Annotated in this window: 14 protein-coding genes; 10 read left to right on the top strand and 4 right to left on the bottom strand. The window is 65.4% G+C overall.

Translation table 11 applies throughout. The annotated features are described in order from the left end of the window. The first annotated feature begins 37 nt into the window (after window positions 1–37). Window positions 38–3,910: a DNA-directed RNA polymerase subunit beta' gene (locus HK401_RS11650; protein WP_181274822.1), complete on the top strand. Its 3,873-nt coding sequence runs from the start codon at window positions 38–40 to the stop codon at window positions 3,908–3,910. A gap of 165 nt (window positions 3,911–4,075) precedes the next feature. Here the strand turns inward: HK401_RS11650 and HK401_RS11655 are convergent, their stop codons facing one another. Further along, on the bottom strand, window positions 4,076–5,101 hold the full coding sequence (locus tag HK401_RS11655) for an ATP-dependent 6-phosphofructokinase (protein ID WP_181274823.1): 1,026 nt from the start codon (window positions 5,099–5,101) through the stop codon (window positions 4,076–4,078). Beyond that, window positions 5,098–5,787 carry a DUF1707 SHOCT-like domain-containing protein gene (locus tag HK401_RS11660; RefSeq protein WP_181274824.1) on the bottom strand — a complete coding sequence of 230 codons (690 nt, stop codon included), beginning with the start codon at window positions 5,785–5,787 and terminating at the stop codon, window positions 5,098–5,100. Before HK401_RS11660 ends, HK401_RS11655 begins: the two co-directional genes overlap by 4 nt. 121 nt (window positions 5,788–5,908) lie before the next feature. Here HK401_RS11660 and HK401_RS11665 point away from each other — a divergent pair, with 121 nt between their 5' ends. The 5 genes from HK401_RS11665 (at window position 5,909) to HK401_RS11685 (ending at window position 12,588) form a co-directional block, all read left to right on the top strand. Further along, on the top strand, window positions 5,909–7,171 hold the full coding sequence (locus HK401_RS11665; RefSeq protein ID WP_181274825.1) for a glycosyltransferase: 1,263 nt from the start codon (window positions 5,909–5,911) through the stop codon (window positions 7,169–7,171). After that, window positions 7,164–9,344: an ArnT family glycosyltransferase gene (locus HK401_RS11670; RefSeq protein ID WP_181274826.1), complete on the top strand. Its 2,181-nt coding sequence runs from the start codon at window positions 7,164–7,166 to the stop codon at window positions 9,342–9,344. The genes HK401_RS11665 and HK401_RS11670 overlap by 8 nt, the downstream gene beginning before the upstream one ends. A gap of 15 nt (window positions 9,345–9,359) precedes the next feature. Then, window positions 9,360–10,076, top strand: a complete 717-nt coding sequence (locus HK401_RS11675; protein ID WP_181274827.1) for a response regulator transcription factor — start codon at window positions 9,360–9,362, stop codon at window positions 10,074–10,076. Beyond that, window positions 10,073–11,638 (top strand): sensor histidine kinase, encoded by a 1,566-nt coding sequence (locus HK401_RS11680; RefSeq protein WP_181274828.1) that lies wholly within the window; start codon window positions 10,073–10,075, stop codon window positions 11,636–11,638. Before HK401_RS11675 ends, HK401_RS11680 begins: the two co-directional genes overlap by 4 nt. Before the next feature lie 110 nt (window positions 11,639–11,748). Then, window positions 11,749–12,588, top strand: coding sequence for a hypothetical protein (locus tag HK401_RS11685; RefSeq protein ID WP_181274829.1), 840 nt, complete (start codon window positions 11,749–11,751; stop codon window positions 12,586–12,588). A 184-nt stretch (window positions 12,589–12,772) separates the two neighbouring features. On the opposite strand, the gene katG is transcribed toward HK401_RS11685, so the two are convergent. After that, window positions 12,773–14,980, bottom strand: a complete 2,208-nt coding sequence (gene katG, locus HK401_RS11690; RefSeq protein ID WP_181274830.1) for a catalase/peroxidase HPI — start codon at window positions 14,978–14,980, stop codon at window positions 12,773–12,775. A gap of 121 nt (window positions 14,981–15,101) precedes the next feature. Continuing rightward, window positions 15,102–15,578: a Fur family transcriptional regulator gene (locus HK401_RS11695; RefSeq protein WP_181274831.1), complete on the bottom strand. Its 477-nt coding sequence runs from the start codon at window positions 15,576–15,578 to the stop codon at window positions 15,102–15,104. A gap of 523 nt (window positions 15,579–16,101) precedes the next feature. On the opposite strand from HK401_RS11695, the gene rpsL reads away from it, so the two are divergent. The 4 genes from rpsL (at window position 16,102) to tuf (ending at window position 20,461) form a co-directional block, all read left to right on the top strand. After that, window positions 16,102–16,476 (top strand): 30S ribosomal protein S12, encoded by a 375-nt coding sequence (gene rpsL, locus HK401_RS11700; protein WP_166970631.1) that lies wholly within the window; start codon window positions 16,102–16,104, stop codon window positions 16,474–16,476. Continuing rightward, window positions 16,476–16,946 carry a 30S ribosomal protein S7 gene (rpsG, locus tag HK401_RS11705; protein WP_166970633.1) on the top strand — a complete coding sequence of 157 codons (471 nt, stop codon included), beginning with the start codon at window positions 16,476–16,478 and terminating at the stop codon, window positions 16,944–16,946. The genes rpsL and rpsG overlap by 1 nt, the downstream gene beginning before the upstream one ends. Before the next feature lie 99 nt (window positions 16,947–17,045). After that, window positions 17,046–19,151: an elongation factor G gene (gene fusA / locus HK401_RS11710; RefSeq protein ID WP_181274832.1), complete on the top strand. Its 2,106-nt coding sequence runs from the start codon at window positions 17,046–17,048 to the stop codon at window positions 19,149–19,151. 116 nt (window positions 19,152–19,267) lie between these two features. After that, a complete protein-coding gene (gene tuf / locus HK401_RS11715; protein ID WP_181274833.1) occupies window positions 19,268–20,461 on the top strand; it encodes an elongation factor Tu in 1,194 nt (397 codons plus the stop codon). Window positions 20,462–20,779 lie beyond the last annotated feature (318 nt).

Below are 20,779 nucleotides of genomic sequence, written 5' to 3' on the forward strand. Positions count from 1 at the left end.
ATGAACGATTCGTTCATCGCCAGGAAAGAGGATTTACGTGCCTGACGTCAATTTCTTTGATGAACTGCGCATCGGTCTTGCCACCGCGGAGAACATCCGCGGCTGGTCACACGGTGAGGTGAAAAAGCCTGAGACCATCAACTACCGCACCCTGAAGCCGGAGAAGGACGGACTCTTCTGCGAGAAGATCTTCGGACCCACCCGCGACTGGGAGTGCGCCTGCGGAAAGTACAAACGCGTCCGCTTCAAGGGCATCATCTGCGAACGCTGCGGCGTCGAGGTGACCCGTGCCAAGGTGCGCCGTGAGCGCATGGGCCACATCGAGCTCGCCGCTCCCGTGACCCACATCTGGTACTTCAAGGGTGTTCCCTCCCGTCTGGGATACCTGCTGGATCTGGCTCCGAAGGACCTCGAGAAGGTCATCTACTTCGCCGCCTACATGATCACCTCGGTCGACGAGGACTCCCGTCACCGCGATCTGCCCAGCCTGCAGAACAAGATCGACATCGAAAAGCAGCAGATCGGCACCCGCCGTGACGCCGACATCGACCGTCGTGCCAAGAAGCTCGAAGAGGATCTCGCAGCGCTCGAGGCCGAGGGCGGCACCGCCCAGGCCAAGAAGAAGCTGCGTGACACCGCCGAGAAGGAAATGGATAAGCTGCGCAAGAACGCCGACCGTGAGGTCGACCGTATCGAGCAGGTGTGGGACCGCTTCAAGAACCTCAAGGTCAACGACCTCGAAGGTGACGAGAGCCTCTACCGCGAGATGTTCCACCGCTTCGGTCTCTACTTCACCGGTGCCATGGGTGCCGAGGCGATCCAGAAGCGCCTGCTCGACTTCGACCTCGAGGGCGAAGCCGAGAAGCTGCGTGAGCTCATCGCCACCGGCAAGGGCCAGCGCAAGACTCGCGCGCTCAAGCGCCTCAAGGTCGTCAACGCGTTCCTGACCACCGACAACAACCCCGAGGGCATGGTCCTCGACGTCGTTCCGGTGATTCCGCCTGAGCTGCGTCCGATGGTTCAGCTCGACGGCGGTCGCTTTGCGACCTCGGATCTCAACGACCTCTACCGTCGCGTGATCAACCGCAACAACCGCCTCAAGCGCCTGCTCGACCTCGGTGCTCCCGAGATCATCGTCAACAACGAGAAGCGGATGCTGCAGGAAGCCGTGGATTCGCTGTTCGACAACGGTCGTCGCGGACGTCCGGTGACCGGACCGGGCAACCGCCCGCTCAAGTCGCTGTCGGACATGCTCAAGGGCAAGCAGGGCCGGTTCCGTCAGAACCTGCTCGGCAAGCGTGTGGACTACTCGGGCCGTTCGGTCATCGTCGTCGGTCCGCAGCTGCACCTGCACCAGTGCGGTCTGCCCAAGACCATGGCCCTCGAACTGTTCAAGCCGTTCGTGATGAAGCGCCTGGTCGATCTCAACCACGCGCAGAACATCAAGTCCGCCAAGCGCATGGTCGAACGTCAGCACCCGCAGGTGTGGGACGTCCTCGAAGAGGTCATCACCGAACACCCCGTGCTGCTCAACCGTGCACCGACCCTGCACCGTCTGGGCATCCAGGCGTTCGAGCCTCAGCTCATCGAGGGTAAGGCCATCCAGCTGCACCCGCTCGTGTGCTCGGCGTTCAACGCCGACTTCGACGGTGACCAGATGGCCGTTCACCTGCCGCTGAGCCCCGAGGCGCAGGCCGAGGCCCGCATCCTCATGCTCTCGGCCAACAACATCCTCAAGCCCTCGGACGGCAAGCCCGTGACCATGCCTTCGCAGGACATGATCATCGGTCTCTACCACCTCACCTCCGAGCGCAAGGGTCTCCCCGGCGAAGGACGCGCATTCTCCGGAATGGGCGAGGCCCTCATGGCCTTCGACCGCGGAGAGCTCGACCTCGGCTCGCCGATCACGATCCGCCTGGAGAACGTTGTTCCCGGTGTCGACATCGACGTACCCGAGGGCTGGACGGCCGGTGATCCGCTGGACGTGGCCACGACCTTGGGTCGCGCGACGTTCAACGAGTACCTGCCTGCCGACTACTCGTTCGTGAACTCGACGATCGACAAGAAGGCTCTGAGCCGGATCGTCAACCACCTCGCCGAGGAGTACCCGAAGGTCGAGGTTGCCCACACGCTGGACAACTTCAAGTCCGGGGGCTTCTACTGGGCCACGCGTTCGGGCATCACCGTCGCGATGTCGGATGTCGTCTCGCCCGAGGCGAAGACGGAGATCCTCGCCGAGGCAGAGGCCATCGACACGAAGGTGCAGCAGCAGTACGAACTCGGTGCGCTCACCGACGACGAGCGCCGCAACGAGCTCGTCAAACTGTGGACCGAGACGACCGAGAAGGTCGACCAGGTCATGCGCACGAACTTCCCCGAGCAGAACTCGGTGCTGCGCCTGGTCGAGTCCGGTGCCTCCGGTAACTGGATGCAGGTCCGCCAGCTGGCCGGTATGCGTGGACTGGTGACGAACCCGAAGGGTGAGATCATCCCGCGTCCGATCGTGTCGAACTACCGTGAGGGCCTGGCGGTGCTCGAGTACTTCATCGCCTCACACGGTGCTCGTAAGGGCCTGGCCGACACCGCTCTGCGTACCGCTGACTCCGGTTACCTGACCCGTCGACTCGTCGACGTGTCCCAGGACGTCATCATCCGCACCGCGGACGCCGGTTCGAACAAGGGCATCACCCTGCCGGTGGCCGAACGCGATCACGAGGGCAACCTCGTGCCGCACGAGTACGCCGAGACGAGCGTGTACGGTCGACTCACCGTCAACGACGTCACCGACGCCGATGGCAATGTCATCGTCCCGGCGAAGTCCGATGTCACCGCCGCAACCGTGGACACCCTCGTGGCCGCCGGCATCGAGGAGCTCAAGGTCCACTCGGTGCTGACCGCGGATTCCGATGCGCAGATCTCCGCCGAGCACTACGGTCGCTCGATGGCGACCGGCAAGCTCGTCGACATCGGCGAGGCCATCGGCACCGTCGCGGCCCAGTCGATCGGCGAGCCCGGCACCCAGCTGACGATGCGTACCTTCCACACCGGTGGTGCCGCAGCGTCGACCGGTGACATCACGCAGGGTCTGCCGCGTGTGACCGAGCTCTTCGAGGCTCGTACCCCGAAGGGCTTCGCCCCCATCGCCGAGGCGACCGGCCGGGCGAAGATCGACGACAGCCGCAAGACGCGCTTCGTCATCATCACCCCGGACGACGGCAGCGAGGAGATCGAGCACGCGGTCTCCAAGCGTGCCCGCCTGATGGTCGAGGACGGACAGCACGTCAAGGCCGGTGAGCAGCTCATCGTCGGTGCTGTCGATCCGAAGCAGGTGCTGCGCATCCGCGGTCGCCGTGAAGCCGAGCGCTTCCTCGTCGAGGAGGTCCAGAAGGTCTACCGGTCGCAGGGTGTGGGCATCCACGACAAGCACATCGAGGTCATCGTGCGGCAGATGCTGCGTCGCGTGACCGTGATCGAGTCCGGCGACACGAACCTGCTGCCCGGCGAGCTCGTCGACCGCGGCCGCTACCAGGCGGAGAACCGTCGTGTGGTCGCCGAAGGCGGCCAGCCCGCATCGGCTCGTGACGAGCTGATGGGCATCACGAAGGCCTCGCTGGCCACCGAGTCGTGGCTGTCGGCCGCATCCTTCCAGGAGACCACCCGCGTCCTCACCGAGGCGGCGATGGAAGGCAAGTCGGATACGCTCATGGGGCTGAAGGAGAACGTCATCCTCGGTAAGCTCATCCCTGCAGGCACCGGCCTGCAGTCGCACCGCAACCTCGTGGTGGAGCCGACCGAAGAGGCCAAGGCCGAGATGTTCACCAACAGCTACGGCGACTTCTACGCGGGCATCGGAGCCGATTCCGGCTCTGCCATCCCGCTGGAGGATTACGACTACGGCGCGTTCAGCTGAGGCTGAGCGGCTGAAGAGCTGACTGCACTAGGGGCACCCACCGCATGGTGGGTGCCCCTTCTGTACGGAACCGGGTTCGGGACGTCGAGACAACGGCGGAGCGCCGAGATCACTGTGTGTGCACAGGTGTCTCGGTGCTCCGCCGTTGTCTCGGTGGGGCTTGTCCTAGCCGAAGAGGACCTGTGCTTCTTCCCAGCGGTGCAGCGGCACCGACTTGAGGCTGTCGACGGCCGAAGACATCTCGACCGAGACGATGTCGGTGCCCTTGAGACTGGCCATCTTGCCCCAATGGCCGTGCTGGGCGAGATCGGCGGCTGCCATCCCCAGCCGGGTCGACAGGACCCTGTCGTAGGCGGTGGGGGAGCCGCCTCGTTGCAGGTGGCCGAGGATCGTCGCTCGGGATTCGATCCCGGTGATCTCCTCGATCTTCGGGGCCAGGTAGTTCGCAATCCCGCCGAGGCGGACCCGCCCCTTGTTGTCGACCCCATGGTCGGCGACCTGGGAGTCGAATCCTTCGGGGATGAATCCTTCGGCGACGACGACGATGGGGGCACGTCCGCGGTCCCGGGCCGAGCGGACCCATGCGGAGATCTGATCGAAGGAGACGGGGAACTCCGGCATGAGGATCGCGTGGGCGCCGGCGGCCATCCCGGCATGCAGCGCGATCCAGCCGACGTTGCGTCCCATGACTTCGATGACCATGCACCGGTGGTGGGATTCGGCCGTGGTGCGCAGTCGGTCGATGGCCTCGGTGGCGATGGACTGGGCGGTGTCGAATCCGAAGGTGTAGTCGGTGTTGCCGAGGTCGTTGTCGATGGTCTTGGGCACTCCGACGATGTGGATGCCCTCTTCACGAACGAGTCGGGAGGCCCCTGCCAGGGTGCCTTCGCCGCCGATGGCGATGAGAGAGTCGATGCCGTGGGCGGCCATGACCTCGCGCATCCGCTCGGGTCCGCCGTCCTCGTAGGGGTGGGTGCGTGAGGTGCCGAGGATGGTGCCGCCGCGTCCGGACAGGCCTCGCACATCGAGCATCGTCATGTCGAACATGTCGTCCTCGAGGAGGCCTCGCCAGCCGTCGCGGATGCCGACGAACTCGGCGTCGTAGGCGCGGATGCCCTTGCGGACGATGCCGCGGATGACAGCGTTGAGGCCCGGGCAGTCGCCGCCCGAGGTGAGTACACCGATCTTCATTCCAGCTGACCCTGATCCTTTGCTCGATAGCCTTTGGCGAGCCGGACATCGTGCCCGGCCATGAGTGAGACGCCCTTGAGGATGACGGTTCCGTTCGAACCGTCACCCTGCGCGGGCCCATGGATGTCGTTGCCGCCCATGATGTTGATGGTCTCGTCGCGGATGCGCACTCCCGGCGGCACGTAGACGTCGTTGCCGGCCCACATCGCATACGAGTTCAGTTCGACCGTCACCCCGGGGCCCATGACGTCGCACAGGTCGATGTCGTCCCCGCCCATCAGGGCGTAGGTGGTGACCTCGGCGGTGCCGGGCGGGACGTCGAGCTGGCGCCCGGACATGATGGCCACGGAGTTCATCGGTGTGGCCGACCCAGGTTCCGCAGCGGGGGAGAGTTCGGTCGGTCCGCGCCGAGCCAGCTCCGATCCCGGACCTGCGGGTCCGGGAGCCTGCCCGGTCTGACGGGCGAGCTTGCGGTGGAGGCTGTCGCCTTCGGGAAGATCGTCGATGAGCGGGATGAGCTCGTCGAGGAACTTCGCACCGATGGCCTCATCCTGCCGCTGCGTCGTCTCCTCGGGATCGAGGCGACCGTTCGTCACAGCCTCGGTGATCACGGACAGGACATCATCGCGGTCCTGGTCGGAGGCGCGGATGCGCCGCTGGGGAGGAGGGGTGTCGTCGTCGGCCATGGTGCCCAGTGTAGCGGTATTCACACGTGGCAGCAGGGCGGACTGACGTGGTGAGGACTCCACAGCAGGGCCACAGGTTCGACCAATGCTGGGCCTATCCGACCCCTGGAATGTGGAGTCCATGAGAGATGAGAGCAGCGCCTGGCAGCAGTCGCAGACGCAGACAGCAGACACGGCCACCCGCCCGACCACCACCGTCGACCTCGTCGTCCCGGTGTACAACGAGGAGGCCTCGCTGGCCGCCTCGATCGAGACCCTCCTCGCCGTCGAGCCCTCCCTCGGCACTGAGGTCACGATCATCATCGCCGACAACGCGAGCACCGATGCCACCCCCGACATCGCCTCGACACTCGCGGCCAGACATGCGCAGGTCGAATACGTCCGCCTCGAGCAGAAGGGGCGCGGCCGTGCCCTGAGCCGCGTGTGGCAGGCATCGACGGCCGACGTCGTCGCCTATACGGACGTCGACCTCGCCACGGACATCCGCGTCCTCGACCCGATGGTCGAGGTCATCCGGTCAGGCCTGGCCGATGTCGCCATCGCCTCCCGCCTGCAGCCGGGACTCGCGGTCGATCGCGGCATCAAGCGCGAGATCATCTCCCGCTGCTACAACCGTCTGCTCAAGGTCAGCCTCGGCGTCGGATTCAGCGATGCTCAGTGCGGGTTCAAAGCACTGTCGGCGCGGGCGGCGAAGGAACTGCTGCCTCAGGTCGAGGACACCGAGTGGTTCTTCGACACGGAGCTGCTCGCTCGCGCAGAGTGGGCCGGCCTCCGCATCCATGAGTTCGGCACGGACTGGACGGACGACCCCGATTCGTCCGTCGACGTGATCAACACGGCGTGGAAGGACATCAAAGGCATCGTCCGACTGCGCACAGGCGGACGGACCCGGGTTCAGCACGAGGTCCCCGCACCGAACACCGGTGCGCAGATCCTCCACTTCATCGACGTCGGAATCATCAGCACCGTGCTCTACGCCGTGCTGTTCCTCCTCGGGGTCCAGTTCGTCTCGGACTCCGCGGCGAACATCATCGCACTGCTCCTGTCGACGATCGCGAACACCGCACTCAACCGCGGTCACACCTTCGGGGTGCGATCTCCACACCACCGACTGACCTCCCAGCTCAAAGGCTTGGCGGCCTTCGGACTGTGCCTGGCCTTCACTTCGGCGGGGTTGGCTGTCGCCGACGGGTTCACCGGGCCGTGGGCGAGCGTCGGCACGCTCGCGGTGCTGACGCTGGCGAACCTCGCCGCCACCGTGGTCCGCTTCGTGCTCATGCGCACCTGGGTCTTCGCCCGCGGCTCTCACGGCCGCTCCCACCCCGCCTCGGCGACCGCAGTCGATCGGACCCACAACGACGGGAAGGACATCGACCATGTCTGAGTCTCACACCAATCCTGCCAGTACCCGTGGCATGCGCAGGCACTGGTACCCGGCGCTGCTGACCATGCTGACCCTCGGCACGATCGCCGCCTTCCTCGCCAACCTCAGCGCCAACGGCTGGGCGAACTCCTTCTACGCGGCGGCCGTGCAGGCCGGCTCGGAGAACTGGGAGGCGTTCCTCTTCGGATCCCTCGACTCGGCGAACGCGATCACCGTCGACAAACCCCCGGCCGCCCTGTGGCTGATGGCCCTGAGCGCCCGCGTCTTCGGGTTCTCGTCGTTCTCGATGCTTCTGCCCCAGGTCCTCCTGGCCGGAGTGAGCGTGCTGCTCATCGTCCATTCAGTGCGGCTGAGCCTGCGGTCCCACGTCGGATCAGGCCTCGAGAAGGCTGCGGCACTGGGGGCCGGCGGGATCGTCGCCGTGTCCCCGGTGGTGGCGCTGATGTTCCGGTTCAACAACCCGGACGCCCTGCTCGTGACCCTGATGATCGGCGCGGTCGTCGCGACGCAGCATGCACTCCGCATCCTCACCGAATCCGAACGGCGCCGGTCCGCACGCCGCATCGCCGGCTGGCTCGTCCTCGCCGGAGTCTGCCTTGGCCTCGGATTCCTGACCAAGCAGTTCCAGGTTCTGCTCATCGTTCCCGGCCTCGCCCTGGCGTGGGTGCTCTTCGCCCGCACCTCCTGGCCGCGCCGCCTGCTGTGGCTGCTCGTCCCGCTCGGATCGATGATCGTCAGCGCCGGCTGGTGGATCGCCCTCGTCGAACTCACGCCGGCCGACTCGAGGCCCTACGTCGGCGGCTCTCAGTCGAACTCGTTCCTCGAACTCACCTTCGGCTACAACGGCTTCGGACGCCTCACCGGCAATGAGACGGGATCCGTCGGCGGAGGAGGCGGAGGCCAAGGCGGCGGATGGGGCGAAACAGGCATCACCCGCCTGTTCACCGGCAGCTTCGGCCAGCAGGTGTCGTGGTTCCTGCCCACCGCCCTGTTCCTCCTCGTCGTCACGATCGCCCTTCTCATCCACGCCGAGGCGGCCCGCCGTCGCGGTGTCCCCACCGTCACGGGCGGTGACCGCGCGGTGCCCGCGTCCGGAACCTCAGGGACGGCTGGCTCCTCCGGCAAGGCCGACTCCTCCGGAAGGGGCAGCCTCGGCGCGGGCCTGCTCATGTGGGGTGCCTGGCTCGTCATCACCTGGCTCGTACTGTCGAATATGAACGGAATCGTCCACGAGTACTACACGGTCGCACTCATTCCCGCGATCGCGGTCGTCATCGGCCTCGGCATCGCCGTGCTGCTCGAGCGGTCCGGATTCCTTCCACGACTGCTGCTGGCGATCGCGTGGGCCCTGACCGGAGCATGGCAGTTCATCCTCAGCTCCGATATGACCGGGATCCCCGGCATCCTGCGCTGGGCGGTGCTCATCGTCTCGATACTCGGTGCATTGGCCCTCATCGCCACCGCGCATCGCAGATTCGGTGCGGCGCTCGCCTCGGTGCTCGTGGCACTGGCCGTCCTCGGCAGCGCTGCGATTCCGGCTCAGCTGGCCGTGCGCACGATCGCCGGCACGACGCAGGGATCGATCGTGACGATCGCCGGTACGAGCTCGGGCATGGGCGGCGGACCCGGCGGCGGAGGAATGCCCGGCGGGGGAGGAGCCCGCGACGGTGGTGCCGACGGCGGAGCCCCCACCGGCGGCACCGGCGGAGGAACCACCGGAACGACCGGTGGGGCAGGCAAGTCGGAGACCGGCACCGGTGGCCCCGGTGGGGGAGCTCCCGGCGGCGGAGGAGGCGGAATGGGCGGTCTGCTCAACGGCTCGGAACCCTCGGACGAGCTCACTGATCTGCTCGAACAGGACGCCTCGGACTACACGTGGGTGGCTGCGGCGACCGGGGCGAACCAGGCCGCGGGATACCAGCTCGCGCTGGGCGAGCCCGTCATGGCGATCGGCGGGTTCAACGGCACCGATCCCTCGCCGAGCCTCGCAGAGTTCAAACAGCTCGTGGCCGAGGGCAAGATCCACTACTACATCGGATCGGGCTCGAGCGGCCAGGGTCCCGGCGGCGGCGACTCGGATTCGTCCTCGTCTCAGATCGCGGCCTGGGTCGAGGCGAACTACGAGGCGACCACCGTCGACTCCGTTTCGCTCTACGATCTCAGCGCCGGATGAGGGGATAATCGACCTATGAACCCGACAGCGAATCCGCCGGCGCGCATCCTCATCGTCGACGACGAAGCGAACCTCTCCGAGCTCCTCGTCATGGCCTGCCAAGTCAGGGGATGGGAAGCCGAAGGGGTCGGCACCGGCCGTGAGGCCGTGGCGCTGGCCAGGAGCGAACGCTTCGACGCCATCGTCCTCGACGTCATGCTGCCCGACCTCGACGGGTTCGCCGTGATCGAGAAGATCCGCGGGGAGGGAATCGACACCCCGGTCGTCTTCCTCTCCGCCCGCGACGAGGTCGACGACCGGCTGACGGGCCTGCGGTTGGGCGGGGACGACTACGTGACGAAGCCGTTCAACCTCGATGAGGTCATCGCCCGCATCGAGGTGCGCCTGCGCCGTGGAGCCTCGGCCGGCCCGGTCGACGAGGACGATGTTCTGCGCGTGGGCGACCTCGAACTCGACGAGCGCTCCCATGAGGTCACCCGCGCCGGTCAGCCGATTGAACTCACCGCTCGCGAATACGAGGTGCTGCTGCTGTTCATGCGCAACCCGCGGGCGGTGCTCTCAAAGGCCCAGATCCTCGACCGGGTGTGGGACTACGACTTCGGGGGCAACGGCAACATCGTCGAACTCTACGTCTCCTACCTGCGGAAGAAGATCGACTCTCCGTTCCCGGACCTGCCGAATCTCTTCCACACCAAGCGCGGAGCCGGATACATCCTGCGGGCGGAGCAGTGACCCTGCGTCGATGGCGGCTGCAGACGAGGCTCATCGTCCTCGCCGGCCTCGTCCTCCTGCTCGTCGGGGCCGGGATCGGAACCGCCTCCTGGTTGAGCGTGCGCGGCTCGCTCATGTCCGACCTCGACGCACAGCTGACGTCGATGACGTCGCATGCGCGTTCGGGCGACGGTCCCGGCTCGGGACCCGGGGCGACCGGGAATCCGGGAACCTCGGGTGGGGGTGACGGATCGTCGGCGGCGGTCGATTCGGCTCTGCGCTATCTCTTCCAGCCCGGCGTCGGCGACGGTGCTCTCGTCGTCGTCGACTCCGGCGACGGGGGAGAGGGGCTCATCGCCGAAGCGGGGCTGAGCCGCCCGCGGGCCCTGTCCGCGGCGGCGATCGATGCCCTGCTCGACGTCGAACCCGGCAGGGGCGCGTCCGACAGCAGTGCCTCCGGCGGCAGCGCTTCCGCTCACGAGTCCGTGCGAGTGCCCGGATTCGGCGCCTACCGTGTCGTGGCCTTCGACGACGGCGGAACCACCACTGTGTACGGGGTTCCCCAGGGCAGCGTCGACGGTGCGCTCGAACGCACCGCCTGGACGACTGCGTTCGTCGTCCTCATCGGCGTCATCGCCACGGCCGCACTCATGGCCGTGATCATCCACCGGCAGCTGCGCGATCTGCGGGAGGTCGCCCGCACCGCGCGGGAGGTCACCGACCTCGAACTCAGCGCCGGCGAACCCGAGCTTGCGCTCAGGGTCCCCGCCGACCTCGCGGTGCCGGGCACGGAGGTCGGCGACGTGGGTGCCTCGGTCAACCGGATGCTCGACCATGTCGGTTCCGCCCTCGAGGAGCGCTATCGGGGCACGGAGCAGATGCGCCGGTTCGTCGCCGACGCCTCCCATGAGCTGCGCACCCCGATCGCGACGATACGCGGCTGGGCCGACCTCACCCGCCCGTACCGCGACGATCTGCCCGCCGAGGTGGCCACCTCCTTGGCCAGGATCGATTCCGGAGCGATGCGGATGTCCTCCTTGGTCGATGACCTCCTGCTCCTTGCGCGTCTCGAAGCAGGCCGCCAGCCGACGAGTGAGGACACCGTCGACGTCTCGTCCCTGCTCATCGAGCTCGTCGAGGACGCCCATGTCGTCAACCCCGATCATTCGATCTCACTCGACGTCCCGCCCGAGGCTCTCGAAGTGCGCGGCGAGGTCGACCAGGTGCGCCGGGTCGTGTCGATCGTGCTCACGAACGCCTGCGTGCACACCCCTCCGGGCACCAGAGTGCACATCGAGGCGCAGGCGGCGCACAAGCCGGTCTCGGGGCAGCTGCCCAGCGACGTCGTGGCGATCCGCATCAGTGACGACGGGCAGGGCATTCCGCCTAAGATCCGGGACAGGGTCTTCGATCGCTTCGTCCGGGGGGATCCCTCACGGGCACGGCAGGACGGAGCCGAGGGCGGATCCTCGGGGCTGGGGCTCGCGATCGCAGCCGGCCTCGTCGACCTCATGCACGGCAGCATCGCGATGTCGAGCTCGGACGCAGGAACGACTTTCGAACTGCGACTGCCCGCCGCCTGAGCCGAATCGCACAGGCTGACCCGAATCGCACAGGCTGACCACAGGTACGACTGGGAAGGGCTACAGCGCGGGGTCCGAAAGTGGAATCACCGATAACCAGAGGAGATTCCATGACCGAGAACCAGAACCCCGACCAGAGTCCCAACCCGAATCAGAACGCCGACCAGAACTCTGGCCAGAACCCGAATCAGCACCCTGACCAGAATGCCGGCCAAAATGCTGGCCAAAATGCCGGACGGAACGCTGACCAGAACCCCGGCGAGACCGGCACCCGGAATTCCGACCGCGTCTCCCGGTCCGCGCCCGATCCACGCTCCGACGGCTCGGCAGGATCGCGGCCCTGGGTGAATCCTTATGGTGTGCCTGCCCAGACCGCACACTTCGGAAGTACCGCGGGCCCGCGTAAGCAGAAGCGCCGCGTCCCACTGGTCCCCGCGGTGCTGGCCGGTTCGGCACTGTTCGTCGTCGGCGGACTCGCCGGGGGAGCGATCGGTGCCTCGGCGGCTATCGCGTCGAACGATTCGGGGACGAGCCAGGGCCCCGGGGGCCAGAACGGGCCCGGCGGAATGGGCGGGCAACAGAACGGCGGGCAACAGGACGGCGGAGGCATGCCGGGCGGTCAGTCGGACGGCGGCGGCATGCCCGGTGGCCAATCCAACGGCATGCCGGGGAATCAGAACGGGTCCGGCTCGAACGGAAGCTCGTCGGACGGAAGCTCGTCGGACGGGACGAATTCGAACGGAGCCGGAACCGACGACACCGCACAAGACGGCACCGGCTCGGACTCCGGCACAAACTCGGACACCGGCTCCGGCTCGGACTCCGACGGGTCGGATTCGACCGCAGACACCACCTCGGCGAGCAGCGGTGACACGACGGTCGACAACGTCGCAGTCACCCACTTCGAGCAGATCTTCACCGGATTCGCCGTCCTCAACCGGGACGAGTGAACTTCCTGCACGCGGAAGGACCGCGGTGACGTGAGGTCGGTGCTGTTCCCACCAGATGGTCGCCGTCCTCACGTGCCTCGCGAATACGACGATGCCCCCACCGCAATCGGTGGGGGCATCGTGCTGTGAACCTGTGGACCTGTGAACCCGAGAGCCTCTCAGCTCTCAGAGATCATCATGCGGTTCAGCGGTGGAGATCGAATCGATCGGCCTCGACGACCTTGGTCCAGGCCTTGACGAAGTCGGCGACGAACTTCTCGCCGGCATCATCGGAGCCGTAGACCTCGGCGATGGCCCGCAGTTCGGAGTTCGCACCGAAGAGCAGGTCGACGCGGCTGCCGGACCACAGCTTCTCACCCTCGGGGGAGAAGCACTCGTAGACGTTCGCCGTCTCCGAGTCACCAATCGGCTTCCAGATATTGCCGAGCTCGAGGAGGTTGACGAAGAAGTCGTTCGTCAGCTCGCCGGGACGGTCGGTGAACACGCCGAGGTCGGAGTCCTCGAAGTTCGCACCGAGCACGCGCAGACCGCCGATGAGGACGGTGAGCTCCGGAGGAGTGAGACCGAGCAGGCTGGCCTTGTCGAGCAGCAGGTATTCGGCCTTGAGCGGCAGACCCTCGGTGAGGTAGTTGCGGAAACCGTCGTGAGTCGGCTCCAGGTAGTTGAACGACTCGACGTCGGTCTGCTCCTGGGTCGCGTCGCCGCGACCCGTGGACACGGGCACGGTGATCGCGTGACCGGCGGCAGCCGCAGCGGTCTCGATGCCGACGGCACCGGCGATGGCGACCACATCGGCGAAGGAAGCACCGGTCGCCTCGGCGATGCCCTCGAGCACCGGAAGCACCTCGGCGAGCTTGGTCGGCTCATTGGCCTCCCAGCTGCGCTGCGGTTCGAGACGAAGGCGACCGCCGTTGACGCCGCCGCGCATGTCGGAGACGCGGTGCGAGGACGCGGCCGCCCAGGTGGTCGAGACCAGCTGGGAGACGGTGAGCCCGGAGTCCCGGACCGCGGCCTTCACGGCGTCAAGCTGTGCATCGTCGAGCTGGGTGCCGGCCGGGACCGGATCCTGCCAGATGAGCTCCTCGGTGGGAACCTCGGGGCCGAGGTAGCGGGTGGCCGGTCCCATGTCACGGTGGGTGAGCTTGAACCACGCACGAGCGAAGGCGTCTTCGAAGGCCTTCTGATCGTCCTTGAACTTCCGGGAGATCTTCTCGTAGATCGGGTCGAAGCGCAGGGACAGGTCGGTGGTGAGCATGCGCGGCTCGCGGCGTCCGTCGCCCTGGGCCATCGGCACCATGTCGTCGCCGCCGCCGTCCTTCGGACGCCATTGCAGGTGTCCGCCTTCATTCTCGAAGACCTCCCACTCGTAGGCGAAGAGGATGTGGAAGAACTCGTTGTCCCACCGGGTCGGGTGATAGGTCCAGGTGACCTCGATGCCCGAACCGATCGAGTCATTGCCCTGTCCGGTGCCGAAGTCGGACTTCCAGCCGAGCCCCTGCTCCTCGAGCGGTGCGGCCTCGGGATCGGAGCCCTTGTGCGATTCGGGTCCGGCGCCGTGGGTCTTGCCGAAGGTGTGTCCGCCGGCGATGAGGGCGACGGTCTCCTCGTCGTTCATCGCCATCCGACCGAAGGTCTCGCGGATGTCGATCGCGGCCTTGAGCGGGTCCGGCTCGCCCTCGGGGCCCTCCGGGTTGACGTAGATGAGTCCCATGGTCGTCGCGGCCAGCGGCTTCTGCAGCTCGCGGTTGCCGACGTAGCGCTTGTCGGTGCCGAGCCATTCGGTCTCCGAGCCCCAGTACACGTCATTGTCGGGCTCCCAGACGTCCTTGCGTCCGCCGGCGAAGCCGAAGGTCTTGAAGCCCATCGATTCGAGGGCGACGTTTCCGGCGAGGATGAAGAGGTCGGCCCAGGAGATCTTCTTGCCGTACTTCTTCTTCACCGGCCACAGCAGACGGCGGGCCTTGTCGAGCGAGACGTTGTCCGGCCAGGAGTTCAGCGGAGCGAAGCGCTGCTGCCCCTCACCGCCGCCGCCGCGACCGTCCTGCACGCGGTACGTGCCGGCCGAGTGCCAGGCCATGCGGATCATGAAGGGGCCGTAGTGCCCGAAATCCGCCGACCACCAGTCGGAGTTGGTCTTCTGCAGCTCTTCGATGTCGGCCTTGAGCTGGTAGTAGTCGAGGCTGTTGAATTCGGCGTCGTAGTCGAATTCGGGATCCATGGGATCGCGCGCCGGCTGACCCTTCGCGAGGATCTTGAGGTTGAGACGGTTGGGCCACCACTGGGCGTTGGAATCGCCCTGGGTGGGGTTGACCAGGTTGTCCGAGTCCGAAGCCTGCGTCGGCTCCGAGCTCGTGTGGACGACTGGGCAGCCGCCGGTGGTCGTGTCGGTCATCGTGTTCCTTTCACAGTCGGGTCGACTTCAGTGACCCGTTTGACGACGAAGGCTGACCTCGCAGAGAGGACACAGGTGTCTCACCGCGAGGAGAGGGATGGGCATGAACGAAGCACTGGTCTCACACGGACGAGGCAAGGCGGTCGGTGTCCGCTGCGGAACCGGAGTCCGCGCAGTCGGGGCACAGGCCCCAGAAGGTCACCTCGGCCGCCTCGACGCGGAAGCCGGCATCATGAGAGGGAACCAGACACGGTGCGTGCCCGACCGTGCAGTCGACATCGACGATGAGACCGCAGGACCGACAGACGAGGTGGTGATGGTTGTCCCCGATTCGCCGCTCATACCGGGCCACCGAGCCCGACGGCTGGATGCAGCGCAGCAGCCCGACCTCGGTGAGAGTGTGGAGCGAGTCGTAGACGGCCTGATGAGAGACCGTCGGCAACGACCCGCGGACGGAGCGGATGACGGACTCGGTGTCCGCGTGAGGATGATCCCGCACGGCCTCGAGCACGGCAACCCGCTGTTTCGTCACACGCAGAGAGGTCTGCCGCAGGGCTGCGGCAGGATCCTCTGCATGTCCATGATTCGTCCCGTTCACACCTTAAGGATGCCTGCTTCTTTTGAATCAGTCAAGGAAAGAGCGATGACCTCCGCCGAGGCGGCCCCCGGGGTGGGTGCGGCCAAGTTCGCCCAGGTGATCGCCGAGGTGGAATCCGCTGCGGACCGCGAGGGCGGGCGTGTGTTCGGTCGAGCGTGTGGGTGAGTGCGCTCGATGGGGTAGGGTTGTTCGCCGGCGATTTTGACCAGACGCGCGCAAGAGAGATATTCTGTTAAGCGACTGATTGTGTTATCTGCGTCGTCGGATGATCCTGCCGGGCATTCTGTGAAGCTCGGACCCCTGTGAGAATTTGACGATGCGGGCCGCCGGAAAATCGGCTCTGTCGGGACGTGTCCACGCGACACACCCGAGCGCAGGGTATGAGAGACCGCGCGGTTACTGGCATCGGGAGCCGAGCTTCACCCGATGTTCAGTCGGATATGTCCCACGGTTCACAGACGCGACCACGGTCGTGGCCGGAATTGGGAATTAGGTCTATCGAGAAGCAAATGGAGAACGCTTAGTGCCGACAATCCAGCAGCTCGTCCGCAAGGGACGGCATGTGAAATCAGCAGGATCCGACGCTCCTGCCCTCAAGGGCAGCCCGCAGCGTCGCGGAGTGTGCACCCGTGTGTACACCACTACCCCCAAGAAGCCGAACTCGGCTCTTCGCAAGGTCGCTCGTGTCAAGCTTTCGAGCCAGATCGAGGTGACCGCCTACATCCCGGGCGAGGGACACAACCTGCAGGAGCACTCGATCGTGCTCGTGCGCGGTGGCCGCGTCAAGGATCTGCCCGGTGTTCGCTACCGGATCGTCCGCGGTTCGCTCGACACCCAGGGCGTCAAGGGCCGTCAGCAGGCCCGCAGCAAGTACGGTGCGAAGAGGGAGAAGAAGTAATGCCACGCAAAGGTCCTGCACCCAAGCGACCGATCGTCGTTGACCCGGTCTTCAGCTCACCGCTCGTCACGCAGCTGATCAACAAGATCCTGCTCGACGGCAAGCGCTCGACCGCAGAGCGGATCGTCTACGGTGCCCTCGAAGGCACCCGCGAGAAGAACGGCAACGACCCCGTTGTCAACCTGAAGAAGGCTCTCGACAACATTCGTCCGTCCCTCGAGGTCCGCTCCCGCCGCGTCGGCGGAGCGACCTACCAGGTGCCGGTGGATGTTCGCCCGACTCGTTCGACCACCCTGGCCCTCCGCTGGCTGGTGGGCTACGCCCGTCAGCGTCGTGAGAAGACCATGACCGAACGACTCATGAATGAGATCCTCGATGCCGGCAACGGCCTCGGCGCCGCAGTCAAGCGCCGCGAGGACACTCACAAGATGGCCGAGTCCAACAAGGCCTTCGCCCACTACCGCTGGTAATCGTCTTCCCTGCTGTTCGGTCGGCGGACATCGTCCGCGACATCTGCCGGCCGGCAGTTTGGGGGAGTCGATCAGATCATCGATTGAGAGAGAGACACCGTGGCACTTGACGTGCTCACCGACCTGAACAAGGTCCGCAACATCGGCATCATGGCCCATATCGATGCCGGTAAGACCACTACGACCGAACGCATCCTCTTCTACACCGGTGTGAACTACAAGATGGGCGAGACCCACGACGGCGCCGGCACGATGGACTGGATGGACCAGGAGAAGGAACGCGGCATCACGATCACGTCGGCCGCGACGACCTGCTACTGGCACGACAACCAGATCAACATCATCGACACCCCCGGCCACGTCGACTTCACCGTCGAGGTCGAGCGCTCGCTGCGCGTCCTCGACGGCGCCGTCGCAGTGTTCGACGGCAAGGAGGGCGTGGAGCCGCAGTCGGAGACGGTCTGGCGTCAGGCCGACAAGTACGACGTCCCGCGCGTCTGCTTCGTCAACAAGATGGACAAGCTCGGTGCTGACTTCTACTTCACCGTGCAGACCATCAAGGACCGCCTCGGTGCCAAGCCGCTGGTCATCCAGCTGCCGATCGGCGCTGAGAGCGAATTCGCCGGTGTCGTCGACCTGCTCGAGATGAAGGCCTACACCTGGCCCGACGAGTCGAAGATGGGTCAGGACATGACCGAGGTCGAGATCCCCGCGGATCTGCAGGCCAAGGCCGAAGAGTACCGTGCGCAGCTCGTCGAAGACGTCGCCGAGAGCACGGAGGCGCTCATGGAGAAGTACCTCGACGGCGAAGAGCTCACGGTGGCCGAGATCAAGTCGGGCATCCGCGAACTCGTCATCAAGTCCGAGGCCTTCCCGGTGATGTGCGGTTCCGCGTACAAGAACAAGGGCGTCCAGCCCATGCTCGACGCGGTCATCGACTACCTGCCCTCGCCGCTCGACGTTCCCCCGATGATCGGGCACAACCCGAGCAACGAGGAAGAGGAGCTCACCCGCAAGCCTGCCAAGGACGAGCCGTTCTCGGCTCTCGCGTTCAAGGTCGCATCGCACCCGTTCTTCGGTGCGCTCACCTACGTGCGTGTCTACTCCGGCCAGGTCAAGTCCGGTGAGCAGGTGCTCAACACCACCTCGGGCAAGAAGGAACGCGTCGGCAAGCTCTTCCAGATGCACTCCAACAAGGAGAACCCGGTGGAAGAGGCCTTCGCCGGCCACATCTACGCCTTCATCGGTCTCAAGGACACCACCACCGGTGACACCCTCTGCGATCCTGCCAACCCGATTGCGCTGGAATCGATGACCTTCCCGGAGCCTGTGATCTCCGTGGCCATCGAGCCGAAGACGAAGAGCGACCAGGAGAAGCTGTCCTCGGCCATCCAGAAGTTCGTCAAGGAGGACCCGACCTACCAGGTCGAGCTCGACGCGGAGACCGGTCAGACCGTCATCCGCGGCATGGGCGAACTCCACCTCGACATCCTCGTCGACCGCATGCGTCGCGAGTTCAAGGTCGAGGCGAACGTGGGCAAGCCGCAGGTTGCCTACCGCGAGACCATTCGCCGCACTGTCGAGAAGTACGACTACACCCACAAGAAGCAGACGGGTGGATCGGGACAGTTCGCGAAGGTCCAGGTCACCTTCGAACCCCTCGAGGTCGAAGGCGATACGATTTATGAGTTCGAGAATGCCATCACCGGCGGACGCGTTCCGCGCGAGTACATTCCGAGCGTCGACGCCGGCATCCAGGACGCCATGCAGCTCGGTGTCCTCGCCGGCTACCCGCTGGTCGGCATCAAGGCCACACTGGTCGACGGTGCCTACCACGATGTCGACTCTTCGGAGATGGCATTCAAGATCGCCGGATCGATGGTCCTCAAGGAGGCCGTCAGGAAGGCGAACCCGGTTCTTCTCGAACCGGTCATGGACGTCGAGGTGCGCACCCCTGAGGAATACATGGGTGACGTCATCGGCGACCTGAATTCCCGGCGTGGCCAGATTCAGTCGATGGACGATGCTTCCGGTGTGAAGGTCGTCAAGGCTGTGGTCCCGCTGTCGGAGATGTTCGGTTACATCGGTGATCTGCGGTCGAAGACCCAGGGCCGTGCGGTGTACTCGATGACTTTCTCCAGCTATGCGGAGGTCCCGAAGGCTGTTGCCGAGGAGATCATCCAGAAGGTGCGCGGCGGAGAGTAATCTCCGGAATCCGGTCGCCCCGGTGATCAAGAACATGTTCACCGGAATGAAAGATAACCAACAGAAGGTCTAAGATATGTACCGCATATCTTTTGACAACCACGAGGAGGAACCCAGTGGCAAAGGCTAGTTTCGAACGGACTAAGCCGCACGTCAACATCGGCACCATCGGCCACGTTGACCACGGAAAGACCACCCTGACCGCCGCGATCACCAAGGTCCTGGCGGATCAGTACCCGGATCTCAACGAGGCTCGCGCCTTCGACCAGGTGGACAACGCACCTGAGGAGAAGGAGCGCGGCATCACCATCAACGTCTCGCACGTTGAGTACCAGACGGAGAAGCGTCACTACGCTCACGTCGATGCCCCGGGTCACGCCGACTACGTGAAGAACATGATCACCGGTGCTGCACAGATGGACGGCGCCATCCTCGTCGTTGCCGCCACCGATGGTCCGATGCCTCAGACCCGTGAGCACGTGCTGCTCGCTCGTCAGGTCGGCGTCCCCTACATCGTCGTGGCTCTGAACAAGTCCGACATGGTCGAAGACGAAGAGCTCCTCGAGCTCGTCGAATTCGAGGTCCGCGACCTGCTCTCGAGCCAGGAGTTCGACGGCGACAACGCTCCCGTCGTCCAGGTGTCCGCTCTCAAGGCCCTCGAAGGCGACGAGAAGTGGGTCAAGAGCGTCCAGGAACTCATGGCCGCCGTCGACGACAACGTTCCGGAGCCGGAGCGCGATGTCGACAAGCCGTTCCTCATGCCCGTCGAGGACGTCTTCACGATCACCGGTCGTGGAACCGTCGTCACCGGTCGTGTCGAGCGCGGCGTCCTGCTGCCGAACGACGAAATCGAGATTGTCGGCATCAAGGAGAAGTCGTCCAAGACGACCGTCACCGCCATCGAGATGTTCCGCAAGACCCTGCCGGATGCCCGTGCAGGTGAGAACGTCGGTCTGCTTCTTCGCGGCACCAAGCGCGAAGACGTGGAGCGCGGTCAGGTCATCGTGAAGCCGGGTTCGATCACCCCGCACACCAAGTTCGAAGCCCAGGTCTACATCCTGAGCAAGGACGAGGGCGGACGTCACAACCCGTTCTACTCGAACTACCGTCCGCAGTTCTACTTCCGGACCACGGACGTCACCGGCGTCATCACGCTGCCCGAGGGCACCGAGATGGTCATGCCCGGCGACAACACCGACATGTCGGTCGAGCTCATCCAGCCGATCGCCATGGAGGACGGCCTCCGCTTCGCTATCCGCGAGGGCGGCCGCACCGTCGGCGCCGGTCGAGTCACCAAGATCGTTGCCTGATCTGACTCACTGAGTACCAGAACCGAGGGCCGCAATCCTTTCGAGGGTTGCGGCCCTCGGTGTATTTCGGGGAGGTGCCCGCCCGGAGGTATGCCTGCCGGAGGCTGGCGCGCCCACTGTCTATTGAAAATGCACGCGGGGTGATGAAAATCAGCACGCGTGCATTTTCAATAGACAGTGACATGAGAATCAGGGGAGGTGTGCCGCGCGATGTCCGGGGGAGTGGCGCCTGCGCGTGGGTCTGAGAGATCGCTCACAGGAGACAGTCCTGGAATTGCGCGCGTGAAGTGCTATATGACAAGATGGTGAAGTTGCGTT

The sequence above is a fragment of the Brevibacterium oceani genome (assembly GCF_013623835.1).
Classification (GTDB): Bacteria; Actinomycetota; Actinomycetes; order Actinomycetales; family Brevibacteriaceae; genus Brevibacterium; species Brevibacterium oceani.

Coding starts and splice junctions, on each gene's coding strand:
- katG (WP_181274830.1), bottom strand. CDS start 14,980: ATGACCGACACGACCACCGGCGGCTGCCCAGTCGTCCACACGAGCTCG.
- HK401_RS11665 (WP_181274825.1), top strand. CDS start 5,909: ATGAGAGATGAGAGCAGCGCCTGGCAGCAGTCGCAGACGCAGACAGCA.
- HK401_RS11660 (WP_181274824.1), bottom strand. CDS start 5,787: ATGGCCGACGACGACACCCCTCCTCCCCAGCGGCGCATCCGCGCCTCC.
- rpsG (WP_166970633.1), top strand. CDS start 16,476: ATGCCACGCAAAGGTCCTGCACCCAAGCGACCGATCGTCGTTGACCCG.
- HK401_RS11670 (WP_181274826.1), top strand. CDS start 7,164: ATGTCTGAGTCTCACACCAATCCTGCCAGTACCCGTGGCATGCGCAGG.
- HK401_RS11675 (WP_181274827.1), top strand. CDS start 9,360: ATGAACCCGACAGCGAATCCGCCGGCGCGCATCCTCATCGTCGACGAC.
- HK401_RS11655 (WP_181274823.1), bottom strand. CDS start 5,101: ATGAAGATCGGTGTACTCACCTCGGGCGGCGACTGCCCGGGCCTCAAC.
- HK401_RS11685 (WP_181274829.1), top strand. CDS start 11,749: ATGACCGAGAACCAGAACCCCGACCAGAGTCCCAACCCGAATCAGAAC.